At 61.6% G+C, this 23944-nt stretch carries 23 protein-coding genes; 19 read left to right on the top strand and 4 right to left on the bottom strand.

Annotation, left to right across the window (positions count from 1 at the left end; translation table 11 throughout):
* Nucleotides 1-37: 37 nt before the first annotated feature.
* From ACI512_RS01500 to ACI512_RS01490, 3 genes are all read left to right on the top strand, one after another.
* On the top strand, nucleotides 38-820 hold the full coding sequence (locus ACI512_RS01500) for a sulfite exporter TauE/SafE family protein (RefSeq protein WP_236378243.1): 783 nt from the start codon (nucleotides 38-40) through the stop codon (nucleotides 818-820).
* A 77-nt stretch (nucleotides 821-897) separates the two neighbouring features.
* Nucleotides 898-1710, top strand: a complete 813-nt coding sequence (gene lgt / locus ACI512_RS01495; protein ID WP_064054347.1) for a prolipoprotein diacylglyceryl transferase — start codon at nucleotides 898-900, stop codon at nucleotides 1708-1710.
* A gap of 51 nt (nucleotides 1711-1761) precedes the next feature.
* On the top strand, nucleotides 1762-2595 hold the full coding sequence (locus ACI512_RS01490; RefSeq protein ID WP_015886389.1) for a thymidylate synthase: 834 nt from the start codon (nucleotides 1762-1764) through the stop codon (nucleotides 2593-2595).
* A 127-nt stretch (nucleotides 2596-2722) separates the two neighbouring features.
* On the opposite strand, the gene cadR is transcribed toward ACI512_RS01490, so the two are convergent.
* Nucleotides 2723-3163, bottom strand: a complete 441-nt coding sequence (gene cadR / locus ACI512_RS01485; RefSeq protein ID WP_015886388.1) for a Cd(II)/Pb(II)-responsive transcriptional regulator — start codon at nucleotides 3161-3163, stop codon at nucleotides 2723-2725.
* An 85-nt stretch (nucleotides 3164-3248) separates the two neighbouring features.
* Here cadR and ACI512_RS01480 point away from each other — a divergent pair, with 85 nt between their 5' ends.
* From ACI512_RS01480 to ACI512_RS01440, 9 genes are all read left to right on the top strand, one after another.
* Nucleotides 3249-5501 (top strand): heavy metal translocating P-type ATPase, encoded by a 2253-nt coding sequence (locus ACI512_RS01480; RefSeq protein WP_231807814.1) that lies wholly within the window; start codon nucleotides 3249-3251, stop codon nucleotides 5499-5501.
* 16 nt (nucleotides 5502-5517) lie between these two features.
* Nucleotides 5518-6381: a LysR family transcriptional regulator gene (locus tag ACI512_RS01475; protein WP_046034919.1), complete on the top strand. Its 864-nt coding sequence runs from the start codon at nucleotides 5518-5520 to the stop codon at nucleotides 6379-6381.
* Between the two features lie 222 nt (nucleotides 6382-6603).
* Nucleotides 6604-7668, top strand: coding sequence for a putative 2-aminoethylphosphonate ABC transporter ATP-binding protein (locus ACI512_RS01470; protein ID WP_015886385.1), 1065 nt, complete (start codon nucleotides 6604-6606; stop codon nucleotides 7666-7668).
* A gap of 1 nt (nucleotide 7669) precedes the next feature.
* On the top strand, nucleotides 7670-9376 hold the full coding sequence (locus ACI512_RS01465) for a putative 2-aminoethylphosphonate ABC transporter permease subunit (RefSeq protein ID WP_236378255.1): 1707 nt from the start codon (nucleotides 7670-7672) through the stop codon (nucleotides 9374-9376).
* A gap of 18 nt (nucleotides 9377-9394) precedes the next feature.
* Nucleotides 9395-10417 (top strand): putative 2-aminoethylphosphonate ABC transporter substrate-binding protein, encoded by a 1023-nt coding sequence (locus ACI512_RS01460; protein ID WP_015886383.1) that lies wholly within the window; start codon nucleotides 9395-9397, stop codon nucleotides 10415-10417.
* A gap of 125 nt (nucleotides 10418-10542) precedes the next feature.
* Nucleotides 10543-11676 (top strand): TIGR03364 family FAD-dependent oxidoreductase, encoded by a 1134-nt coding sequence (locus ACI512_RS01455; protein WP_236378259.1) that lies wholly within the window; start codon nucleotides 10543-10545, stop codon nucleotides 11674-11676.
* Nucleotides 11673-12227, top strand: coding sequence for a phosphonate degradation HD-domain oxygenase (locus tag ACI512_RS01450; RefSeq protein WP_236378261.1), 555 nt, complete (start codon nucleotides 11673-11675; stop codon nucleotides 12225-12227). The genes ACI512_RS01455 and ACI512_RS01450 overlap by 4 nt, the downstream gene beginning before the upstream one ends.
* Before the next feature lie 141 nt (nucleotides 12228-12368).
* Nucleotides 12369-12638 (top strand): hypothetical protein, encoded by a 270-nt coding sequence (locus ACI512_RS01445; protein WP_236378262.1) that lies wholly within the window; start codon nucleotides 12369-12371, stop codon nucleotides 12636-12638.
* 9 nt (nucleotides 12639-12647) lie between these two features.
* Nucleotides 12648-12905: a hypothetical protein gene (locus ACI512_RS01440; protein WP_236378264.1), complete on the top strand. Its 258-nt coding sequence runs from the start codon at nucleotides 12648-12650 to the stop codon at nucleotides 12903-12905.
* Nucleotides 12906-12941: 36 nt separating this feature from the next.
* Here ACI512_RS01440 and ACI512_RS01435 read toward each other — a convergent pair whose 3' ends face one another.
* Nucleotides 12942-14300, bottom strand: a complete 1359-nt coding sequence (locus tag ACI512_RS01435) for a DUF3482 domain-containing protein (RefSeq protein ID WP_064054341.1) — start codon at nucleotides 14298-14300, stop codon at nucleotides 12942-12944.
* On the bottom strand, nucleotides 14293-15672 hold the full coding sequence (locus tag ACI512_RS01430; RefSeq protein ID WP_236378266.1) for a DUF2868 domain-containing protein: 1380 nt from the start codon (nucleotides 15670-15672) through the stop codon (nucleotides 14293-14295). The genes ACI512_RS01435 and ACI512_RS01430 overlap by 8 nt, the downstream gene beginning before the upstream one ends.
* 69 nt (nucleotides 15673-15741) lie before the next feature.
* Between ACI512_RS01430 and ACI512_RS01425 the strand changes: the two genes are divergently transcribed.
* The 3 genes from ACI512_RS01425 (at nucleotide 15742) to ACI512_RS01415 (ending at nucleotide 16854) form a co-directional block, all read left to right on the top strand.
* On the top strand, nucleotides 15742-16254 hold the full coding sequence (locus tag ACI512_RS01425; protein ID WP_236378268.1) for a dihydrofolate reductase: 513 nt from the start codon (nucleotides 15742-15744) through the stop codon (nucleotides 16252-16254).
* A gap of 83 nt (nucleotides 16255-16337) precedes the next feature.
* Nucleotides 16338-16577, top strand: coding sequence for a type II toxin-antitoxin system RelB/DinJ family antitoxin (locus ACI512_RS01420; RefSeq protein ID WP_236378270.1), 240 nt, complete (start codon nucleotides 16338-16340; stop codon nucleotides 16575-16577).
* Nucleotides 16567-16854, top strand: coding sequence for a type II toxin-antitoxin system RelE/ParE family toxin (locus tag ACI512_RS01415; RefSeq protein ID WP_046034926.1), 288 nt, complete (start codon nucleotides 16567-16569; stop codon nucleotides 16852-16854). Before ACI512_RS01420 ends, ACI512_RS01415 begins: the two co-directional genes overlap by 11 nt.
* Before the next feature lie 31 nt (nucleotides 16855-16885).
* Here the strand turns inward: ACI512_RS01415 and ACI512_RS01410 are convergent, their stop codons facing one another.
* Complete coding sequence (locus tag ACI512_RS01410) at nucleotides 16886-18277, bottom strand: L-cystine transporter (RefSeq protein WP_015886376.1); 1392 nt, start codon at nucleotides 18275-18277, stop codon at nucleotides 16886-16888.
* A 242-nt stretch (nucleotides 18278-18519) separates the two neighbouring features.
* Between ACI512_RS01410 and ACI512_RS01405 the strand changes: the two genes are divergently transcribed.
* The 4 genes from ACI512_RS01405 to ACI512_RS01390 all read left to right on the top strand — a co-directional run bounded on the left by ACI512_RS01405 (nucleotide 18520) and on the right by ACI512_RS01390 (nucleotide 23846).
* Nucleotides 18520-19578: a hypothetical protein gene (locus tag ACI512_RS01405; protein ID WP_064054339.1), complete on the top strand. Its 1059-nt coding sequence runs from the start codon at nucleotides 18520-18522 to the stop codon at nucleotides 19576-19578.
* 211 nt (nucleotides 19579-19789) lie between these two features.
* Nucleotides 19790-20323: an RNA polymerase sigma factor gene (locus ACI512_RS01400; protein WP_015886374.1), complete on the top strand. Its 534-nt coding sequence runs from the start codon at nucleotides 19790-19792 to the stop codon at nucleotides 20321-20323.
* Complete coding sequence (locus tag ACI512_RS01395) at nucleotides 20320-21267, top strand: FecR family protein (protein ID WP_236378272.1); 948 nt, start codon at nucleotides 20320-20322, stop codon at nucleotides 21265-21267. Before ACI512_RS01400 ends, ACI512_RS01395 begins: the two co-directional genes overlap by 4 nt.
* A gap of 131 nt (nucleotides 21268-21398) precedes the next feature.
* A complete protein-coding gene (locus ACI512_RS01390; protein ID WP_236378274.1) occupies nucleotides 21399-23846 on the top strand; it encodes a TonB-dependent siderophore receptor in 2448 nt (815 codons plus the stop codon).
* Nucleotides 23847-23944: the final 98 nt, after the last annotated feature.

Genomic DNA, 23944 nt, shown 5'->3' with positions numbered 1-23944 from the left:
CATCCGTTAACATGCCGGACTTGGTTGGGGGGCTCCCATGGAATTTCTGCTGTATTTGCTGCTTGGCGCCTGTGCGGGCGTGCTCGCCGGGCTATTCGGCGTGGGCGGCGGGATTATCATCGTGCCGGTGCTGGTGTTCAGCTTCACCTTGCAGGGCTTCGACCCGCAGGTGCTGACCCACCTGGCCGTGGGCACGTCCTTGGCAACAATCATCTTTACCTCGGTGAACGCGGTGCGTGAGCACCACCGGCGTGGCGCGGTGCGTTGGCCGATCTTCGTGTGGATGACCGTGGGCATCCTGATCGGCGCCGGCTTCGGTGCGCTGACTGCCGAAGCGATTTCCGGCCCGCACCTGCAGAAGATCATTGGCGTGTTCGCCCTGCTGGTGGCCGTGCAGTTGGCCCTGGAGGTCAAGCCCAAAGCCAGCCGGACGGTGCCGGGCAAGGTCGGCCTGACCCTGGCGGGCACGGTGATTGGCTGGGCCTCGGCGATTTTCGGGATTGGCGGCGGCTCGCTGACCGTGCCGTTCCTGACCTGGCGCAGCGTGCCGATGCAGCAAGCGGTGGCCACCTCATCGGCCTGTGGCCTGCCGATTGCGCTGGCCAGCGCTTTAAGTTTCATGATTCTGGGCTGGCATGACCCACTGTTGCCCGCTCATAGTCTAGGGTTCGTGTATTTGCCGGCACTGTTGGGCATTGCCCTGACCAGCATGGTGTTTGCCCGCTTCGGCGCACGCCTGGCACATCGGTTGTCGCCGCGTTTGCTCAAGCGGTTGTTCGCCGGGTTGCTGTTCTGCGTCGGCATAAACTTTTTGCTTTAAACAACTTGAGTAATGCAGGCTTAATCGCGCCCCGGCATGGTCCGGCGCCATCACGAATGATTTAACGAGGAGTCGCAATGCTGCCTTACCCGCAGATCGACCCGGTGGCCCTGGCCATCGGTCCGCTGAAAATCCACTGGTACGGGTTGATGTACCTGATTGGCATCGGCGGTGCCTGGTTTCTGGCTTCCCGACGCCTGAACCGTTTCGATCCGACCTGGACCAAGGAGAAGCTCTCCGACCTGATTTTCTGGCTGTCGATGGGGGTGATCGTCGGTGGGCGCCTGGGGTATGTGCTGTTTTACGACCTCTCCGCGTACATCGCCAACCCGACGCTGATCTTCGAAGTGTGGAAAGGCGGCATGGCGTTCCACGGCGGCTTTATCGGCGTGATGATCGCGGCCTGGTGGTTCGGTCGCCGCAATGGCAAGTCGTTTTTCCAACTGATGGACTTCGTTGCGCCGATGGTGCCGATCGGCCTGGGCGCCGGGCGTATCGGTAACTTCATCAACGCCGAGTTGTGGGGCAAGCCGACCGACGTGCCGTGGGCGATGATCTTCCCGCCGTTCAGCGACCCGGCGCAATTGCCGCGCCACCCGTCGCAGCTCTACCAGTTCGCGTTGGAAGGTGTGGCACTGTTCCTTATCCTGTACATCTTCTCGCGCAAGCCGCGCCCCACCATGGCGGTGTCGGGCATGTTCGCGTTGTTCTACGGGATCTTCCGCTTTGTCGTCGAGTTCGTGCGCGTGCCGGATGCGCAACTGGGCTACCTGGCGTTCGGTTGGGTGACCATGGGCCAGATCCTCAGCCTGCCGATGATCCTGGGCGGCCTGGGCCTGCTGTGGTGGGCCTACAACCGCCCGCAGCCTTTGAAGAACACCGCGCTATAAATTCGAATGCCGAGGCTTCCAGGCCTCGGCTTCAACGATACGGGTACCCAAATGAAGCAATATCTCGAACTACTGAACGACGTCGTGACCAATGGATTGACCAAGGGCGATCGCACCGGCACCGGCACCAAAGCGGTGTTCGCCCGTCAGTATCGGCATAACTTGGCCGACGGCTTCCCGTTGCTGACCACCAAGAAGCTTCACTTCAAAAGTATCGCCAACGAGCTGATCTGGATGTTGAGCGGCAACACCAACATCAAGTGGCTCAACGAAAACGGCGTGAAAATCTGGGACGAGTGGGCCACCGAAGACGGTGACCTCGGTCCGGTATACGGCGAGCAGTGGACCGCCTGGCCGACCAAGGACGGCGGCACGATCAACCAGATCGACTACATGGTCCATACGCTCAAGACCAACCCTAACAGCCGTCGCATCCTGTTCCACGGCTGGAACGTCGAGTACCTGCCCGACGAAACCAAGAGCCCGCAGGAAAACGCGCGCAACGGTAAACAAGCCCTGCCGCCGTGCCACCTGTTGTACCAGGCGTTCGTACACGACGGTCACTTGTCGATGCAGTTGTATATCCGCAGCTCCGACGTGTTTCTCGGCCTGCCGTACAACACCGCCGCGCTGGCGTTGCTCACCCATATGCTGGCCCAGCAATGTGATCTGATTCCTCACGAGATCATCGTCACCACCGGCGACACCCACGCCTACAGCAATCATATGGAGCAGATTCGCACCCAGTTGGCGCGCACACCGAAAAAGTTGCCGGAACTGGTGATCAAGCGTAAGCCTGCGTCGATCTACGATTATAAATTCGAAGATTTTGAAATCGTAGGCTACGACGCTGACCCAAGCATCAAGGCCGACGTCGCTATTTAAAGACGGTCTCGGTCTAAATGTGGGAGGGGGCTTGCTCCCGATAGCGGTGGGTCAGTTAAGTCATCGGTGACTGACACGCCGCCATCGGGGGCAAGCCCCCTCCCACATTTGAACCGTGTCGCTTGAATTAATGGCCGTGGCTTCTGCCCACATGCGAGGGCTCTGCCTCGCTGGCGGCAACACCTCCGCTCACCTCCAGTTGCTGCAAAATCCCGCAATGATCCCCGCCGCCACAGCGCTGGCGCAGGTCCAGCAATTGCTCCTGCAGCGCCAGCAGCCCGTCGATCCGCGCTTTCACATGGTGGATATGCTCATCGATCAACGCATTTACGTTTTCGCATTGGTCCTGCGGGCTGTCCCGTAGCCCGAGCAGGCTGCGGATTTCTTCCAGGGTCATGTCCAGGCTGCGGCAGTTGCGGATAAAGACCAGCCGCTCGGTGTGCGCCTGGGTGTACACGCGGTAGTTGGCGTCAGTGCGCGCCGGGGGCGGCAGCAGGCCTTCCTTCTCGTAATAACGGATGGTTTCCACCGGGCAGTCGGTCAGTTTGGCCAATTCGCCGATCTTCATCGCAGCAATCTCCAAATGGGTGCTTGACCCTATAGTGGCTACAGGGTCTTTACTTGGCAACAGGCACCTCTACGGACGCGACAGAATGAGCGATTCCATCCACACCCCGCACAAGCATGACCATGATCACGATCATGGCCCGAAGAAATTGACCCCCGTGCATGACCACGGCCATGGCGGCTCCTGCTGTTCCGGCACGCCGGCCCCTGCGTTGGTGCAACTGAGCGAAGCGCCCACCGCCGGTTCGCGGCTGAGCACCTTTCGCATCGAAGCCATGGACTGCCCCACCGAGCAGACGCTGATCCAGAACAAACTGGGCAAGCTTGCGGGCGTGCAGCAGCTGGAATTCAACCTGATCAACCGCATCCTCGGCGTCACCCATGACCTGCCGAGCACCGCGCCGATCATCGACGCGATCAAATCCCTCGGCATGCAGGCCGATCCCATCGAAGAAGGTACGCCTGCCGCTGAGCCGCCCGCCAAGAAACACTGGTGGCCGCTGGCGTTGTCCGGCGTCGGCGCGTTGGCTGCCGAAGTGCTGCACTTCACTGACGCCGCGCCCACCTGGGTGATCGCGGTGGTGGCGTTGGTGTCAATCCTCAGCGGCGGCCTCACCACGTACAAAAAGGGCTGGATTGCCCTGAAAAACCTCAACCTGAACATCAATGCCTTGATGAGTATCGCGGTGACCGGCGCGATCCTGATTGGCCAGTGGCCGGAAGCCGCGATGGTGATGTTTCTGTTTACTGTCGCCGAGTTGATCGAAGCCAAATCCCTGGATCGCGCGCGTAATGCCATCAGCGGCTTGATGCAGATGACACCCGAGCAGGCCACCGTGCAGCAGGCTGACGGCACGTGGGTTGAAAAAGAGGTCAAAAGCATAGAAATGGGTGCCATCGTGCGGGTTAAACCCGGCGAACGCATCGGCCTGGACGGTGAAGTCACTGCCGGCCAATCCACCATCGACCAGGCGCCGATCACCGGTGAAAGCCTGCCGATTGAAAAGACCGTGGGCGATAAAGTCTTCGCCGGCACCATCAACCAGGCCGGTTCCCTGGAATATAAAGTGACCGCGGCGGCCAACAACTCCACCCTGGCGCGCATCATTCACGCGGTGGAACAGGCCCAAGGCGCACGGGCGCCGACCCAGCGGTTCGTCGACAGGTTTTCGAAAATCTACACCCCGGCCGTGTTCCTGTTTGCCCTGGGCGTGGCCATTATTCCGCCGCTGTTCATGGCTGGCGTCTGGTTCGACTGGATCTACCGTGCCCTGGTGCTGCTGGTGGTGGCATGCCCGTGTGCGCTGGTGATTTCCACCCCAGTGACCATCGTCAGCGGTCTCGCTGCGGCGGCGCGCAAAGGCATCCTGATCAAGGGCGGCGTGTACCTGGAGGGCGGTTACAAGCTCGACTACCTGGCCCTCGACAAGACCGGCACCATCACCCACGGCAAGCCGGTGCAAACCGATTACCTGGCGCTGTTCCCTAACGTCGAAGACAGCGCGCCGGCCCTGGCCGCCAGTCTGGCCGGGCGTTCCGACCACCCGGTGTCGCTGGCGATTGCCAACGCGGCTGTGGATAAAAACCTGCCCACCCACGTTGTGGATAACTTCGAGGCCCTGGCCGGTCGCGGCGTGCGCGGGGATATCAATGGCGAAACCTACCACTTGGGCAACCACCGCCTGGTGGAAGACCTGGGCCTCTGCTCGCCGGCGCTGGAAGAGAAACTCTTCGCCCTCGAGAAACAGGGCAAGTCCGTGGTGCTGCTGCTCGACACATCCGGCCCGCTGGCACTGTTCGCCGTGGCCGACACGGTCAAGGACAGCAGCCGTGAGGCCATCCAGCAACTGCACGAACTGGGCATCAAGACCCTGATGCTCACCGGCGACAACACCCACACCGCCCAGGCGATTGCTGCCCAGGTCGGCATCGACCAGGCCCAGGGCGACCTGTTGCCTACCGATAAACTGCAAGCCATCGAAACCCTCTACGGCCAAGGCCATCGCGTGGGCATGGTCGGCGACGGCATCAACGACGCACCGGCGCTGGCCCGTGCCGAGATCGGTTTTGCCATGGCCGCCGCCGGTACCGACACCGCCATCGAGACCGCTGACGTAGCGCTGATGGATGATGACCTGCGCAAGATTCCGGCATTCATTCGTCTGTCGCGGCAAACGTCGAGTATCCTCAAACAGAACATCGCCCTGGCGCTGGTGATCAAGGCGATTTTTCTCGCCGTGACCTTCCTGGGCATGGCCACCATGTGGATGGCGGTGTTCGCCGACATGGGCGTGAGCCTGTTGGTGGTGTTCAATGGCCTGCGCCTGTTGCGCAAATAGTCGATGAGAGGGTGGTGTGCTGAGTGCCGAGTTGAAGGCGTTTTACATGGTCGCCCGCCTGGGCAGCATCACCCAGGCGGCGAAAAAGCTCGGCCTGAGCCAACCCACGGTCACCACCCAGGTCCGTAACCTGGAAAGCCAATACGGCGTCGAGCTGTTCTACCGAGGCGGCCGCCGCCTCACCGTCAGCGATGACGGCGCGCGCCTGCTGCCGATGGTCAAGGCGCTGTTGCAGCAGGAAGCGGATATCGAGTTCTTCCTGCGCAACAATGGCCAGGTCCAGGGTGCATTGAGAATTGCCGCGACCGCGCCGTATTACATCCTCGATTTGGTCAAAGCCTTCCGCGAACGCCTGCCGCAGGTGGAGGTGTCGGTAGAAATCGGCAACTCCCAGCAAGTGCTGGAAGCGCTGGACGATTATCGCGTCGACGTCGCCGCCTCCTCGCAATTGCTGGAAGACCCACGCCTGATTCGCCGCGTATTGGGCACTGATCCGCTGGTGTTGGCGGTGCATCGCAATCATCCACTGGCCCAGCTTGATCATGTGTCGTTGAACGCGTTGGCAGGGCACACGCTGTTGATGCGTGAGGCCGGCTCCACCACCCGCAGGTTGACCGAAGACATGCTGCAGGGCGCCGGCGTGAGTTACGGCCCGCTGCTGGAAATCGGCAGCCGCGAATCCATTCGTGAAGCGGTGCTGCGCAATATCGGCATCAGTATCATTGCCCGTCAGGAAGTGCCTCATGACCCGCAGCTGCGGGTGCTGACGATCGAGAATGCGCCGCAGATTCCGGAATACCTGTACTGCCTGAAGGAACGAAAGGGCGCGCGGTTGCCGGCGGCGTTTCTGGGGTTGGCGCAGGAAATGTCGCCAATTTAGAGGTGTGTGGCTGCCTTGAGGGCCAATCGGGGGCAAGCCTCATCTTGGAACTCGGTCAAGTGTGGGAGGGGGCTTGCCCCGATAGCGATAGACCAGGCAAATCACCGCTGAGAGCCCTACCCAAATCCACCAATACCACTATCACCGCGTTTTGCCTTTCTGCCACATCAGGGACGCATTGCCTGCCTAGCATGGCCTTCATCAGTTTGATGAGGTGCCACCATGAACACAGCCCTGACCCAACCCGGCGCGCCGATGAAGGTGCGCGGTATCCAGAAACGCTTCGGCGCCTTTACCGCGCTGGATAACGTCTCCCTGGACGTCGCCGCCGGCGAGCTGGTGTGCCTGCTGGGCCCGTCCGGCTGCGGCAAGACCACCTTGCTGCGCTGCATCGCCGGGCTGGAGCGCCAGGACAGCGGCGAACTTTACCTGGGCAACCGCGATGTTTCCCTGCTGCCGCCCCAGGCACGGGACTACGGCATTCTGTTCCAGTCCTACGCGCTGTTTCCCAACCTCACCGTCGAAGCGAACATCGGCTACGGCCTCACCGGCAGCGGTCGTGATGAAGTACGCCAGCGCGTTGGCCAGATGCTGGAATTGGTTGGCCTGCTGGGCAGCGAAAAGAAATACCCCGGGCAACTCTCGGGTGGCCAACAGCAGCGGGTCGCCCTGGCGCGTGCCTTGGCCCCGGCGCCGTCGTTATTGCTGCTGGATGAACCGATGTCAGCCCTCGACGCCCGCGTGCGCGAGCATCTGTGCACCGAGTTGCGCCAACTGCAACGACGCCTGGGTATCACCACGTTGATGGTCACCCACAACCAGGACGAAGCCATGCTGATGGCCGACCGCATTGCCGTGATGAACAACGGCAAGGTCGAGCAATACGCCACGCCCCAGGAGATCTACGACCGCCCGGCCACGCCGTTCGTGGCGGAGTTCGTCGGCCAGGGCAATTGGCTGCCGTTCAGCCGCAACAGTGCCAGCCACGCCCAGGTCGGCGGCATGAACATGCGCTTGGCCGACGATGCCGGTGCGGCCAAGTCCGGGCGCCTGTTCTGCCGCCCGGAGGCGATCAGCATCAACCCGCCGGTGCACGAAGAGAACCTGTTCCCGGCCAAGGTCCGTGAGATCACCTTCCTCGGCAACCGCTGCCGCATGAGCTTTGAACTGGAGCAATTGCCCGGCCACCCGTTACTGGCCGAATTGGCGCCGGAAGCCATGCCGCGCCTGGGCGCCCAGGATATCTGGGTGGCCTTGCCGCCGCGCAGCCTGCAGGTGTTTGCCTGAGATGGCTACGGTGATGACGCTGCCGCGCCAGGCTTCCCGCGCCGAAACGGGCGACCGTATTTTCGTGCTCGGCGGCAAGCTGTTGTGGCTGTTGCTGCTGGGCATCGCCGTGCTGCTGCCATTGCTGGCGATCTTCTGGCGCGGTTTCAGCAGCGAAGCCGGGCAGGGCGGTGGTCTGGTCGCCGCGCGGGAACTGGTCACGAGCGACAACTTCCACTGGCTGCTGGGCAATAGCCTCAAAGTCTCCCTCAGCGTGGCGGCCATCGTCGTACCGCTGGCCTACCTGTTTGCCTACGCGCTGCAACGTACGCTGATTCCCGGCAAGGCGATCTGGCGCGGCCTGTCGCTGCTGCCGTTGATGGCGCCGTCGATGTTGCCGGGCATTGCGCTGGTGTACCTGTTCGGCAACCAAGGCATGCTGCGCGGGCTGCTCTCGGACAATATCTACGGCTTCTGGGGCATTGTGCTGGGTGAGGTGATCTACACCTTTCCACATGCCTTGATGATTCTGCTGTCGGCGTTATCCCTGGCGGATGCGCGGCTGTTTGATGCGGCTTCCAGCATGGGCGCGAGCCCGGCTCGGGCGTTTCGCAGTATCACCTGGCCGGCCACACGCCAGGCGGTGTTCGCCGCGTTTTGCCTGGTGTTTACCCTGACCATCACCGACTTCGGTGTGCCCGTGGTGGTGGGCGGCGATTATCAGGTGCTGGCGCTTGAGGCCTACAAAGCCGTGGTTGGCCAGCAGCAGTTCGGGCGTGGCGCATTGATCGGCATGGTGCTGCTGCTGCCGGCGCTGTTCAGCTTTGGCGTGGATGCCTGGCTGCGTCGTCGCCACGGCGATTCCATGAGTGGCCGCGCCCAAGTGTTCCAGCCGGCACCCTCGCGCCTGAGGGACGGCTGCTATCTGAGTATCGTGCTGTTGATCTGTGCCGTGTTGCTGCTGGTGTTCGGCATGGCGGTGTATTCGTCGCTGGTGAAATTCTGGCCGTACAACCTGTCGCTGTCCCTTAACCACTATCAGTTCGAAGACACCGCCGGCGGCGGCTGGCTGGCCTACCGCAACAGCCTGACCATGGCGCTGTGCACGGCGTTGATCGGCAGCGTGCTGATCTTCACCGGGGCCTATCTGATGGAAAAGACCAAGGGCCAAAAGGGCTTGAACCTGGCGCTGCGCATGCTCAGTTTTGTGCCGATGGCGGTGCCTGGGTTGGTACTGGGCCTGGGCTACGTGTTCTTTTTCAACCTCAACGGCAACCCCCTGCATGTGTTCTACGGGACCATGACCCTGCTGGTGGTGTGCACCATCGCGCACTACCTGACCACCGCACAGATGACCGCCACCACTGCACTGCGTCAGCTCGACGCGGAGTTCGAAGCCGCCGCGCTGTCACTCAAAGCGCCGCTGTACCGCCATTACTTGAAAGTGACGGTGCCGATCTGCCTGCCGGCGCTGCTGGACATCGTGCGCTACCTGTTTGTGTCGGCGATGACCACCGTGTCCGCCGCGATCTTTCTCTACAGCCCGGACACCATCCTCGCCGCCGTCGCCGTGCTGAATATGGACGACGCCGGCAACGTCGGCGGTGCGGCGGCCATGTCCACTTTGATTCTGTTCACCTCGGCCGGCGTCTCGCTGCTGCTGGCGTGGGCTTCACATGGCGCGCTGCGCCGCTCCCAAGCCTGGCGCCAGACCGCGCCGGGCCAATAATCCTGAAGGAGGTGTTTCATGTTCAAGCCCCTGGCGCTGGTCGCTGCCGTACTCACTGCATTCAGCCTGAATGCCTTCGCCAAGACCGAGTTGACCGTGTACACGGCCCTCGAAGCCGAGCAGTTGAAGACCTATAAGCAGGCCTTCGAAAAGGCCAACCCCGATATCGAAATCAAATGGGTACGCGACTCCACTGGCATCATCACCGCCAAGCTGCTGGCCGAGAAAGCCCGCCCGCAGGCCGATGTGGTGTGGGGCCTGGCCGCCTCCAGCCTGGCGATCCTCGACCAGCAGGGCATGCTGGACAACTACGCACCCAAGGACCTGGACAAGATCGGCAAGAACTACCGCGACGCCGCCAACCCACCGGCCTGGGTCGGCATGGATGTGTGGGCCGCGACGATCTGCTTCAACACTGTGGAGGCCGAGAAACAGGGCCTGACCAAGCCGGTGAGTTGGCAGGACCTGACCAAGCCTGAGTACAAGGGCAAGATCGTCATGCCCAACCCGGCGTCTTCCGGCACTGGCTTCCTGGATGTGAGCGCCTGGCTGCAGACCTTTGGCGAGAAGCAAGGCTGGCAGTACATGGACGACCTGCACCAGAACATCGGGCAGTACGTTCACTCCGGCTCCAAGCCGTGCAAGCTGGCAGCGTCGGGTGAATTCCCGATCGGGATTTCGTTCGAATACCCGGCCGTGCAGTTGAAGCGCCAGGGCGCGCCGCTGGACATCATCCTGCCGAAGGAAGGCCTGGGCTGGGACATCGAAGCCACGGCGGTGATCAAAGGCACGGCCCACGCCGACGCCGCGAAAAAACTCGCCGACTTCTCCGCAAGCCCAGCTGCCATGGACCTGTACAAGGACAACTTCGCCGTCCTCGCCCAGCCCGGCATTGCCAAGCCGCAGACCGAATTGCCGGCCGATTATGAACAGCGCCTGATCAAGAACGACTTTGCCTGGGCCTCGAAGAACCGCGACAGCATTTTGACCGAGTGGCGTAAGCGCTATGACGGCAAGTCGGAGAAAGTGGCAGGGCAGTAAGGTTTTTCGTTAGGGCTACTGGCCTCATCGGGGGCAAGCCCCCTCCCACACGGATGGCATTCACAAATCGAACTGTGGGAGGGGGCTTGCCCCCGATGGCGGTCTGGAAAACAGGACATCACGATATGACACACCACAGCGACCTGCTGATCATCGGCGCCGGCATCCTCGGCCTGTCCCATGCCTACGCCGCCGCCAAGCGCGGCCTCAAGGTCAAGGTGTTCGAGCGCAGTGCCACCCCGCTGGGCGCCTCGGTGCGCAACTTTGGCCAGGCGCTGGTCACCGGCCAACCGCCGGGGCCGATGCTCGACCTGGCACGGGAAAGTCGCGCTATCTGGGGGCAATGGGCTGAGCGGGCGGGTCTGCAGCTCAAGCGCAACGGCGCCTACCTGTTCGCCCGCACCGAAGCGGAAGAGCATCTGCTGGAAGCCTTCTGTGCCGGCCGTGCACAGGAGCACGGCTACAACGTTGACCTGCTGCAAGGCGCAGCGATGAAAGATCTATACGGCGGCCAGTTCCGTCATCATCGCGCCGCGCTGCATGGCAAGGACGATCAGCAGCTGTATTCGCGCGAAGCGATCCCGGCGCTGATCAACTACCTGGCGCAAGCGCTGAACGTGGAGTTCTACTTCTCAACGCTGGTGCGCGATGTGGAACCGGGCCAGTTGCACAGCACGGCGGGCAGCTTTCGCGGCGAGCAGATCATCGTGTGCTCCGGCCACGACTACCAGACCCTACTGGCCGAGGTGATCGCCGAACTCAACCCGAGCATCTGCCGCCTGCAAATGCTGCGTGCGCGGCCTGCGGTGAACCTGAACCTGCAACACGCGTTGCTCACCGGCTTGAGTTGCGTGCACTACGGCGCTTTCGCCGATCTGCCGGAAGCCGCGCCGGTGCAGGCGCAGATCCTGCGTGAAGCGCCGCACCTGCACGAACACGGCATCCATCTGCTGATCAGCCCGACACCCCATGGCGAGCTGATCATCGGCGACTCCCATGACTACGGCAGCGATGCGTCGCCCTTCAATGCCGAGCAGATCGACGACTGGATGATCGAACTGGCCGAGCAGACGCTGGGCTGCAAGATCCAGGTGGTGGAACGCTGGCAGGGCGTGTACGGCTCGCGCGGGCCGGCGCCGTTTTCCTTCCTGCGGGCTGCTCCAGGCATCAGTGCGGCGTTGATGCACACCGGCGTGGGCATGAGCGTGGGGCCGGCGATGGCAGAGCGCAATATCACCACACTGTGGGGACCGGCGTGACGAACCCGGAACAGGCAATCGCCGACGTCTTCGGCTTGTATGAGCAATACGGCACGGCGGACTACATCGGCGAGCCGGTGTCGCAGCTCGAGCACATGTCCCAGGCTGCGCAGTTGGCCATGGCCGAGGGCGTTGATGATGAAGTGGTGCTGGCGGCGTTTTTCCACGATATCGGCCACCTCTGCGGCCAGGGTGGTGAGAACATGGACGGTTATGGCGTCGTCAGCCATGAGCGGCTGGGTGCGGATTATCTACGCCGCGCAGGGTTCAGCGAGCGCATGGCCAAGTTGGTCGAGTATCACGTACAGGCCAAACGCTACCTGACCTTTGTTCAACCGGATTACTACGCGCGCTTGAGTGAAGCCAGCCGTCGCACCCTGGTTTACCAGGGCGGGGTGATGAGCGCCGAAGAAGCCCGAGCCTTTGAGCAGGACCCGCTGTGCGCTGTGAGTTTGCGCATGCGTCACTGGGACGAACAGGCCAAAGGCGTGAACGTACCCGTGTTGGACGTTGAGGTGTTGAAGGTCAAGGCCCGTGGGATGTTGCGCTGACAGGGGACTTTTGCCGACAGGGAAAGGTACAGGCAGGGTGTTGTTAAGTTGTACTTTCCTGCCTTCGGCATGGCCGCGCTGACCTAGTTGATAAACCTCCCTTGCGCTAGCGTGTGAGCGTGTTCTAAAGGGAGAAGGTCCATGCGTTATTTAAAGGTGATTGCTCAAGACCGCTCTTACAGTGGCAGGCCAGATACCGTCGTGCTGCAGTTTTGCGCAACGGTGGCGGGCAGCAAAGAAGCGGTGATTAATAACGCCTACGCGCTTGACATCAATGAAGACGGAGACATTGATGTCTGCTTGGGGGATGTCACAAATAATAAGCTGGAAAGTACCCGTGATCACCAGTTGCTGAGCAAGTTTGCCGGCGCCTATCTGAAATTTAACTGGTTCAGCAGCGGGCTTGCTTAAATGCGGTATATGCATATTTTTACCGAGGATTTTTATAAGGACGGCACCCCAGATACTGTCCGTTTACATCTGTATAAGGGCTTCGGCCCTATCACTAAAAAAACACGGGTCATGTGGAACGCGGCGTATGACTTCGATAACGACGGGGCGCTCGAATGGAACATTCACTTTGATGTTAACCATGATGGCGTTATTGACGACATCGACAGGACGCTGGTTCAACAGCTTGCCGAGACCTACTTGAGATTCAAATGGCATGAGCCCTAGGGGGCGCCACGTTGTAACGGGCGTTGAGCGCTGGTCTCAGAGTGCGTTGGCCAGGCTTTCGATCTGTTCGTTGCGCTCTGCCTGGCTCAGCTTGGCATTCGGGTTCAGCGATGACCACTGCGGATGCGCGCGGGCTTTGTGCAACGCGTCCGGCAACTTGCCTTCGCGCCAGCTTTTGTCCTGGGGCGTGTCGACCTTGATGCTGTGCATCGCCGCATGGCCGCGCAGGTTGAGGGCCTTGAGCAACTGGCGTTGGCGCAGGGCGAGCAGGCGCAACACGCTGTCGTCGACGGTCAGCTCGCGCTGGCCTTTGATTTTGCCCAACAGGCGGCTGCCATAACTGCGTGCGGTTTGCAGTGCGCCACCGGCAATCGCGCCAGCCAGGGCGGCGGCGCCAAGCGTCAAGCCACCGACCAATAAATCCACACCGGCCCCTGCGGCCGCGCCTGCCGCGATCCCCCCGCCGACGCGCACGCCCAGTTGCTTGAGGGTTTCCGGGTTGAACAGGTCATCGCCCCAGCGCCCGTCCAGCAAGGGAAGGTCGCTGGCGGCGGCGTCCTGCGGGCGGAAGCCGAATAATTTGAGCAAGGCTTCCACGCATTTTTGTTCACGTTGGCGTACGGCTTTGCGCAGGTCACCGATGGCTTGCTGTTCATCTTCGGTGAGCACGCTGCGGCGGCAGGCGGCGCAGTCGATCAGCAGCTCGGCGATCAAGCGCACGGCGCTTTGCTGACGGGCCTGGCGTTGGGCTTGCTGGTCGAGAATCAACCGCTCCAGCTGTGGCCGCGCGTTCTCCAGCAGCAAGGCAAGGCTTTCATACAAGCGTCGCTCGCCGTCTTCCGGCGGCGCCACGCTGTCGAAGCGCACCAGCGCATGCAGGCCAAGGCGGGCGAGGGCTTCGCGCCAGTCCGGCTCGCGGTGGTCGCTGCTGCTGACAAAGTTGAGCACCGGCAGCAACGGCTTACCGCAGCTGGCCAGCACTTGCAGCTCATCGCGGTACTTGGCCAGTACCGGCTCGCGGGCGTCGATCACGTACAACCCGGCGTCGGAGGCCTGCAGTTGGCGCAGCACTTTGGCTTCCTGCTCGAAGCGCTGGCGGGCTTCGCTGCCCTCCAAAAAGCGCGCCAAGCGTGCCGGGCCGTCGAGGCGTTCGCCGGGGCGATCCAGGCGCTCCAGGTAATCGAGCAGGGCGATGGCGTCTTCCAGTCCGGGCGTGTCGTACAGCTCCAGCAAGGCTTCGCCGTCCACCGACAAACGCGCGCCTTCGACATGCCGCGTGGTGCTGGGGCGGTGGGAAACTTCGCCAAAGCCCACGTCACGCGTGAGGGTGCGCAGCAGCGAGGTCTTGCCGACATTGGTGTGGCCGACCACGGCGAGTTTCAGGGGCTTAGTCATGACCGCTCTCCAGCCAGTTCAATGGCGCACAATCGGCGAACGACAGTTCAAGCTGTTGCAGTGCGGCGTGCCAGTCGCCCAAGCGTTCGGCGTCCAAGGCCTGGCCGGACGGGGCTTGCAGCAACCACACGCGGGTGGCGGTGGCGCTGCGCGCCAGCTCGGCGATCAGCGCCAGGCTGCCACGGTCGGGCGAACGGCGCGGGTCGCAGGCAATGGCCAGGCGTGCGGGCGGAAAGCGCGTCAGTTGTTCGAGCAGTTTGTGACGCGATTCGCGGCTGTCGAGGATGCCTGCGTTCTTCACGCTGGCCGGCAGTTTGGGTGGCCAAGCGTGTTGATCGTCCAATTCGATGGCGACCACCAGCGCGCCGTCGCTTTCCAGTTCACTGACGCCGCCGCTGACGTGATGCAGCTGTTCGGGTGCGGCGTCGTTGACGCCGAGGCGCTCGCTGCTCGGCATCAAACGCTCACGCAGTTGGCTGTAGCCCGGCAGGTTCAGGTCCAGGCGCAATGCCGCGCGCCCGCGTTTCCAGCGCCACAGGCACAGCAGCGCGAGGACCAGGCGGGGCAGCAGGCCGTAGACCAGCAGCACGCCCACCAGCCAGGCGGCCCAGGCTTGGCGGGCGCTTTCGATATTCAGCGCGGAGTCGCCGCTGGCGCGGATCATCTCGACGCTCGGCACGTTGAAGCCGAGCAACGCGGGCAGGGTGCCAAGGGCCTGGGTGACGGCGACAAAAGTGTCGGCACCAAGAATGGTGGTTTCCCACACAAAGCCGTAGCGGCGGGTGGCGAGCAGCGTAAGAAGAATCACCAGCGCACTGAGCAACGCCAACAACCACAGGCTGTTGACCAGCACACCCACCGCCCAGCGATTGAGTTTCTGCCGTTGCAGCAGCAGTAACAGCGCGGGTGCCAGTTGGGCCGCTTTAGCGTCACGGGCGAGTTTTTCGCTGAGCCACAACCACAGTCGCCCCAGGCTGGCACTGTGTTCGCCGGCAAACAGCAGGCCCAGCGCCCAACTGATCAGCAGGATCAGGTTCAAACCGAGCAGGCTGCCCAGGGCCCAGAACACATTCACCGGGGTCAGGCCGTTACCCAGCGCAGCAAAGGCCAGTCCGGCGCCGCTGATCACGGCGACGATGGCCAGCAGCACCAGCGCCAAACGCGCGCCTTGCAGCCAGCGGGTGAGGGCGGCGGTGAGTCCATCGCGCTCGGCCAGGTGCAGGGCGCGCTGCTGGATGCGCGTCGGCAGGTCACCGCCGGCCGAGCGGGCCAGGCGGTTGGCTTCCAGGTCTTCCAGGTTGCCGGCGTGTTCTTCGCGCAGGCGTACGGTTTCTGTCAGCCAGAGTTTTTGCAGGGGGTTCAGTGCAGTCACGCGCCGTCCTGTTGAGCAAGTGAGGTTGGAGCATAACCGCAGACCTGCGGCTCTGGTATTCTCGTCGGCATGAAAAAAACTCTCCCTTTAAGCCTGATCGCAGCCCTCGGTGAAAACCGTGTGATCGGCGTCGACAACAGCATGCCCTGGCATTTGCCGGGGGATTTCAAATATTTCAAGGCCACCACGCTCGGCAAGCCGATCATCATGGGGCGCAAGACCTGGGACTCCCTGGGCCGACCGCTGCCGGGGCGCCTGAACCTGGTGGTTAGCCGTCAGACCGATCTGGCGCTCGAAGGTGCGGAAGTTTTTCCGTCACTGGATGCTGCGGTTGAACGCGCCGAGGCGTGGGCGTTGGAGCAGGGCGTGGATGAGCTGATGCTGATCGGCGGTGCGCAGTTGTATGCGCAGGGGTTAGAGCAGGCGGATCGCCTGTATTTGACGCGGGTGGCGCTGAGCCCGGAAGGGGATGCGTGGTTTCCGCAGTTTGATGCGGGCCAGTGGACGCTGGTGTCGAATGTCGAGAATGCGGCTGAGGGTGATAAGCCAGCGTACAGCTTTGAGGTTTGGGAAAAGGTCTGATCGGCACGGGATAAGCCTGACTTGCAAAAGAAACCGTTATGCGCCACTGTAATGACCAATGTCTTTACAGTGAGGGCTCTCCCATGGCCTCTATTAACGTACGTATCGATGACGATCTTAAGGCGCGTGCTTATCACGAGCTGGAAAAACTCGGCGTCACCCCATCGGAATTAATGCGCCAAGCTTTGCAATACGTGGCAGAGCGCGGCCAGCTACCCTTCAAGCCTGTTCTCTTGACTGAAGATGACGAAGCTTTGTTGGCAACCGTTCGGGAGCGGTTGGCTGCGCCTCAGCGAGTGAAGGTCTCATTGGATGACCTATGAACTCGATTTCGATGCGCGAGCTTTAAAGGAATGGCACAAACTCGGCGATACCATTCGCCAACAGTTTAAAAAGAAGCTTGCCGAGATCTTGATCAATCCACGTATAGAAGCCAGCCGCCTGCATGGTTTGCCCGATTGCTACAAGATCAAGCTTCGCAGCAGTGGCTATCGGTTGGTGTATCAAGTGATTGAGCAGGAGATCACGGTATTTGTCGTTGCCGTCGACAAGCGTGAGCGTGAAGAGGTTTACCGAAAGGCTGCCGATCGATTGAGCTAGCAGGGAGCAAGATCCCTGCTAGCTGATTTCGTTAAGCCTGCGCTAACTCAGCATGCTCATCCGCATTCAACCGTTCTTTATCCGTCTGCCCCATGATCTGGCTGGTAATCGCGCCCGCCGTCATCGAACCATTCACGTTCAGCGCCGTACGGCCCATGTCGATCAGCGGCTCCACGGAAATCAGCAGCGCCACCAGCGACACCGGTAGGCCCATCGCCGGCAGTACGATCAATGCGGCGAAGGTCGCCCCGCCGCCCACGCCCGCCACACCGGCCGAACTCAGGGTCACAATCGCCACCAAGGTCGCGATCCACAGCGGATCCAGCGGGTTGATGCCGACAGTCGGTGCAACCATCACCGCCAACATCGCAGGGTAGAGACCCGCGCAGCCGTTCTGGCCGATGGTCGCGCCAAACGACGCGGCGAAACCGGCGATGGATTGCGGGATGCCCAGGCGACGGGTCTGCGCTTCAATGCTCAGCGGGATCGCCGCCGCGCTGGAGCGGCTGGTGAAGGCAAAGGTCAGCACCGGCCACACCTTGCGGAAGAAGCGCAGCGGGTTGATCCCCGCCAGCGACAGCAGCAGGCCATGCACCACAAACATCAGGCCCAGGGCCAGGTATGACACGACCACAAAACTGCCGAGCTTGATGATGTCTTGCAGGTTGGAGCCAGCGACGACTTTGGTCATGAGTGCCAGCACGCCATAGGGCGTGAGCTTCATGACCAGGCGCACCAAGCGCATCACCCAGGCTTGCAGGGTGTCGATGGCGTTGAGCACTTTCTGGCCTTTTTCCACGTCATCCTTGAGCAGTTGCAGTGCGGCAACCCCCAGGAAGGCGGCGAAGATCACCACGCTGATGATCGACGTCGGCTTGGCCCGCGCCAGGTCGGCGAACGGGTTGGCGGGCACGAACGACAGCAGCAATTGCGGGATATTCAGGTCGGCGACCTTACCGGCGTAGTCACTCTGGATCACTTGCAGGCGCGCCATTTCCTGGGTGCCGGCCACCAGGCCTTCGGCGGTGAGGCCGAACAGGTTGGTCAGCGCGATACCGATCAGCGCCGCAATCGCGGTGGTGAACAGCAGCGTGCCGATGGTCAAAAAGCTGATCTTGCCGAGTGATGAGGCGTTGTGCAGACGTGCCACGGCGCTGAGGATCGAGGCGAATACCAGCGGGATCACGATCATTTGCAACAGTTGTACGTAGCCGTTACCGACGAGGTCGAACCAGCCGATGGAGGCTTTGAGCACAGGATTGCCGTCGCCGTAGATCGTGTGCAGAACGGCACCGAACACCACGCCGAGAACCAGCGCAAACAGGACCTTCTTGGCGAGGCTCCAGTTTGTGCGGCGGGTTTGTGCCAGGCCCAGCAAGAGGGCCGCGAACACCAGTAAATTGAGAATCAGGGGAAGATTCATTGAAACTCCGTTGAGAGGGCAGCCAATCGCGCGAGCCTGCGACTGCGAACCGGCAAGCCTAACAGCTTGAAATATATTGATTTAATATCGATATGGAATGGTGGCTGTCGTTTTTGGAATAAGCACCTGACGCTCAGGCGCATGAGGGTGACGGGATCAGGACGCGTACGGTCGTGCTCAACGTGGGAACTGTCACAGGGATTTGTTAGCGTCGGTATCTTTCACTCAGGGAGACACCGCCTATGAAGTTCGCGCCGAAATTACTAGCCGCCGCATTCTGCCTCGGACTCGTCAGCCAGGCGTTCGCCGCCACCGAGTTGAAACACTGGCCGGCGCCTGCCGCCAAGCAGCTCAATGAAATGATCGCCGCCAATGCCAACAAGGGTAACTTCGCGGTGTTCGACATGGACAACACCAGCTACCGCTACGACCTCGAAGAGTCCCTGCTGCCCTACATGGAAAACAAGGGCCTGATCACCCGCGACAGCCTTGATCCGTCGCTCAAGCTTATGCCGTTCAAAGACACCGCCGACCATAAGGAAAGTCTGTTCAGTTACTACTATCGCCTCTGCGAAGTGGACGACATGGTTTGCTACCCGTGGGTCGCCCAGGTGTTCTCGGGCTTCACCCTCAAGGAGCTCAAAGTGCAGGTCGATGAGCTGATGGCCTCCGGCAAGCCCGTGCCGGTCAGTTATTTTGACGGCGACGTGGTGAAGCAGTCCGAAGTGCAACCGCCGAAAGTCTTCACCGGCCAGGCCGAGCTGTACAACAAGCTGATGGAAAACGGCATCGAGGTGTATGTGATGACCGCCGCTTCCGAGGAGCTGGTGCGCATGGTCGCCGCCGATCCGAAGTATGGCTACAACGTCAAACCCGAGAACGTCATCGGCGTGAGCACCTTGCTCAAGGACCGCAAGACCGGTGAGCTGACCACCGCGCGCAAACAGATCACCGCCGGCAAATATGACGAGAAGGCCAACCTCGGCCTGGAACTGACCCCGTACCTGTGGACTCCGGCCACTTGGATGGCAGGCAAGCACGCGGCGATCCTCACCTACATCGACGAATGGAAGAAGCCGGTGATCGTTGGCGGTGACACACCGACCAGCGACGGCTACATGCTGTTCCACGATGTGGACGTGGCCAAGGGCGGCATCCACCTGTGGATCAACCGTAAAGACAAATACATGACCCAACTGAACGGCATGATCGCCAAGCACGCGGCGGCGCAGGCCAAGGAAGGGTTGCCGGTGACGGCGGACAAAAACTGGGTGATCGTCAAACCTGACGAAATTCAGTAAGCCTGAGGTGGCTTTAATCGGGGGCAAGCCCCTCCCACATTTGACCGAGTTCCAACATGAGGATGCAGTCAGTGTGGGAGAGGCTTGCCTCCGATAGCTATTTGATTGACACCGCAAAGCCTCGTCTAAAATAGATATCAATTGCGAACCAATCTCATCCTCTGCTAGCGTGCGCACTTCCTGAACCCTCCGTTCTTCTCAAGGTAGTGCTGTGCCCTCCTGGAATTCGCAGATCGCGCGCCTGTTCGCGGAGCAGAAGAAAGCCCTCGAAGCCTTCGTCACCCGCCGCACCGGCAGCGCCCAGGTGGCCGCCGACCTGACTCAGGAGTCGTTCCTGCGCCTGGCGCGCCTGGACTCCGGCGAGAAGATCGACAACCTCCCGGCCTTCCTCTTCACCATTGCCAGTAACCTGGTGCGCGATCACCAGCGCCAGGCCATCCGCCGTGAACGCCTGGATGCCGGTGAGCCCAGCGAAGAGTTGCCGTGCGGCAACCCAGGTGCCGACGAACAATTGGCCGCCTACCAACAGGAGCAACTCATGCAGGACGCGATCCTGGCGTTGCCCGAAGCGACTCGGCAGATCTTCCTGCTCTATCATGTCGACGAACTGTCCTACCGCGAAATTGGTGAGCGCCTGTCGATCACCCCGCGCAGTGTGGAATACCAATTGCGTCGCGCCTTGATTGAATGCCGCGCTTACATCAAGACGCGGCTTGCCTGCGAGACACAAGGACGTCGGTCATGACTGCCACACACACTGCCGACGACCTATTCGAAGAAGCATCCGGCTGGTATTTCCGCCTGCAGGCTGAGGATGTAACCCCGGCCGAAATGGACGCCTTTGCCGCGTGGCTCGGGCAGGGCCAGGCCCAGGATAACGCCTGGCAGGAAGTGCAGGCGATGCTCGGCGGCTTGCGTGAACCGGCACGCCTGATCCGCCGCGCCGAACAGGCTGCCTGGCGCAAACCCGCCCGGCGTTGGGCCTGCGCCGCCGCCGTGTTGCTGGCGGTGGGGCTGACCGTGCAGAACACGCCCTGGCTCGACCGCCTGCGCGCGGACTACGCCACTGGCACCGGCGAATCGCGCACGGTCGAACTGGCTGACGGTTCCCACTTGCAGCTCAACACCGACAGCGCCGTTCAGGTCCGCATGAGTGCCGGTGAGCGGCAGATTCGTTTGCTGCGTGGCGAAGGCTTTTTCGACGTCACCAAAGACCCGGCGCGGCCCTTCGTAGTGCAGTCCGGCGATGGCTGGGTGAAGGTGGTCGGCACTCAGTTCAGCGTGGCACGGCGCGATGCGCAGACGCGAGTGCAGGTGGCGCAGGGCAAGGTGCAGGTCAGTTCCGGCGGTGATACGGCGGTTTATTTGGAACCGGGACGGGCGGTGGAGTATCAGGGCCAGCGCCTCGCCGACGTCCACGGTTTCGATCCAGCCAGCGGCTTTGCCTGGCGTCAGCGGCAGTTGGTGTTCCGTCAACAACCGCTGTCCGAAGTGGTCAGCGAGTTGAACCGCTATTGGCCGGGCAAGACCCTGGTGCTGGGCGAGGCGCTGCGTAATCGCGTGGTGTCCGGCGTGTTCGAGATCGACAAGCCCGAGGCCGTGATCAAGGCGCTGGAATACACCCTCAACCTGCGCGCCGAGCACTACACCCCGTATTTACTGGTGTTGCGCGAAGGCAAAGCGTCCTGACAGCAATTTTTTCAAAATATTTTCAGGGTTTCCCCGCAAGCCATCGTCCTTGATCACTGAGGCGTAAATAGTAAGCACTCTCAAGTAGTGCGGCGCCGATCACAGACTTTTTGCACCGGGGAGCACCATCCATGGCACACCGATTCGCCGCACGGCCCTTGCTGGCACTGGCCATTTCCTTGGCCTGCGGCACTGCGCCGCTGTATTTGCAAGCTGCTGAAAGCACCCAGGCCCAGGCCTACCGCTTCGATATTCCAGGGCAGAGCCTGGACGGTGCGCTGGCGGCGTTTTCGGCGGTCACGCGGGTTCAGGTGTTGGTGTCCGGTGAGTTGACACAGGGTGTGGTGTCGCCCGGTGTGAGTGGCACTCTGGGTCAGCGCGAGGCGTTGGGCCAGCTGTTGGGCGGCACAGGGTTGAGCGCCACTTTTATCAATGCCGATACCGTTACCCTGGAAAAACGTGTCGACACAGGCGGCGCCCTCGAAGTCGGCGCCACCACCATCAGCGCCGAACGCCTGGGGGCCACCACCGAAGGCACCGGCTCCTACACCACGGGCGCCGTGACCTTGGGCAAGGGTGAGCAGAAGCTCAAGGACATCCCGCAATCGGTCAGCGTCATGACCCGCAAGCAGATGGATGACCAGAACACCACCAAGCTTTCCGAGGTGGTCAAGCGCACGCCCGGCCTGACGGCGACCAAATCCCCCGGCCCTGGGATGTTCATCTTCTCCCGGGGTTTCGAAGTCGGCACCCTGCAATACGACGGCGTCGGCATTCCGCGTAACACCTACGCGTTGGGCAGCTACCTCACCGAAAACATGGCGATCTACGACCGTGTGGAAACCCTGCGCGGCCCAGCCGCCTTGCTGCAAGGCGCGAACAGCCCCGGCGGCACCATGAACCTGGTGCGCAAGCGCGGGCAACAGGCACCGACCGTGACCATCACCGCCAAGGCCGGCTCGTGGGACCATTACGGCACCCAAGTCGATGCCGGCGGCCCGCTCAATACCGAAGGCACGTTGCGCGGACGGTTTGTGGCGGATTACGACACCACCGATTCTTTCGTGGATTACGCGGGCGGCTGGAATCAGACGGTCTATGCAGCGGTGGACTACGACTTCACGCCAGACACCACCGTCGGCGTGGGCATCAGCAACCAGAAGGGGCATTCGCGCCCCAACTTCATGTCGCTGCCGCGTCACGCCAACGGCAGTGACATCGGCTTGTCGCGATCGACCTTCGTCGGCGCCAGTTGGAACCGCAACGTCAATAACCAGACCCAGGTGTTTGCCGATATCGAGCATCGCTTCAACGATGACTGGAAAGTGAAGGCCGCCCTGGTGGCGATGGACGAACACAATGACGCGACCTACCAGGCGACGTGGGACACCATCCCCAACCCCGGCGACACCGGCACCGTGCGTTATGTCGATTGGGTCACTGACTTCAACACCAAGAGCCGTGGTGTCGATGTGTATGTCGACGGCAAGTTCGAAGGCCTGGGTTTCCAGCAGGAAATGATTCTGGGCGCCAACTATTCCAAACTCACCACGGATGATTTCTGGGCGCGCGCGGCGACGCCGGGTGCAGATATTTTCAACATCGACCACAACCGGCCGCAGCGCGACAGGAATCAGTTGTTCCAGGCGGGGAATGCGACGAAGAGCTGGTATGACATTCGCCAGAAGGGCATTTATGGCACCTGGCGTGTCAAGGTCGCGGACCCGCTGACGTTGATCCTCGGTGCGCGCACCAGTTGGTATGACTATTCCTACAGGGACGAGAGCGGGTTCCAGGGTGTGTACGGCGACCCAACCCGGAGCACCACGCACAGCAATGGCCACGTCACGCCCTACGCCGGCCTGGTCTATGCACTCAACGAGCAATGGTCGGCCTACGCCAGCTATACCGATGCCTTTGAGCCACAAACCAACCTGACCACCTCATTGACCGTGCTCAAGCCCATTGAAGGCCAGAATTACGAGCTGGGCCTGAAGGGCGAACTGGCGGACGGTCGGCTCAATACCTCGTTCGCTCTCTTCCGCTATGACCAGGAAAACCGCGCGGCTCAAGACCTGCAAGGCGGTAAAGTCTGCGGCGGCTGGTACTGCTCGCTCGCCTCCGGCAAGGTCCGTAGCCAAGGCTTCGAGGCCACCTTGAGCGGTGAAGTGCTGCCGGGCCTGCAACTGGTCTCCAGCTACACCTACAACACCACCAAATTCCTCAAGGACGACACCTACGAAGGCAAGATCTTCAGCACCTGGACACCCAAGCACCTGCTCAAGGTCTGGGGGGATTACCAGTTGCCGGGCGACTGGAGCAACGTCAGCGTCGGCGCCGGCGTGACCGCACAAAGCAGCACCGTCGCCTATGACCGCACGTTCAGCGTGCCCGGCAATGCGCTGTGGGATTCGCGGGTGGCCTACAAGATCAACCAGGAGTTCACTGTCGCGGCGAACCTGAACAATATGTTCGACAAGAAGTATTACATCCCGGCGTACAACGCGAATTGGGGCAGTAACTACTATGGCGACCCGCGCAATGTGATGTTTACCATGACCTACACCCCACAGTTTTAAAGAGCGCCCGCTCCACACATTTGATCTCCATTGTTTTGGAGCGTTGTTTCAGGCAAAAAAATGCCCCGCACTTGGCGGGGCATTTTTATGGGCGAAGC

The sequence above is a fragment of the Pseudomonas petroselini genome, from assembly GCF_045037875.1.
Taxonomy (GTDB): domain Bacteria; phylum Pseudomonadota; class Gammaproteobacteria; order Pseudomonadales; family Pseudomonadaceae; genus Aquipseudomonas; species Aquipseudomonas petroselini.
The sequence above is the reverse complement of the archived record's forward strand: the minus strand, read 5'-3'. Positions and strand labels throughout refer to the sequence as shown.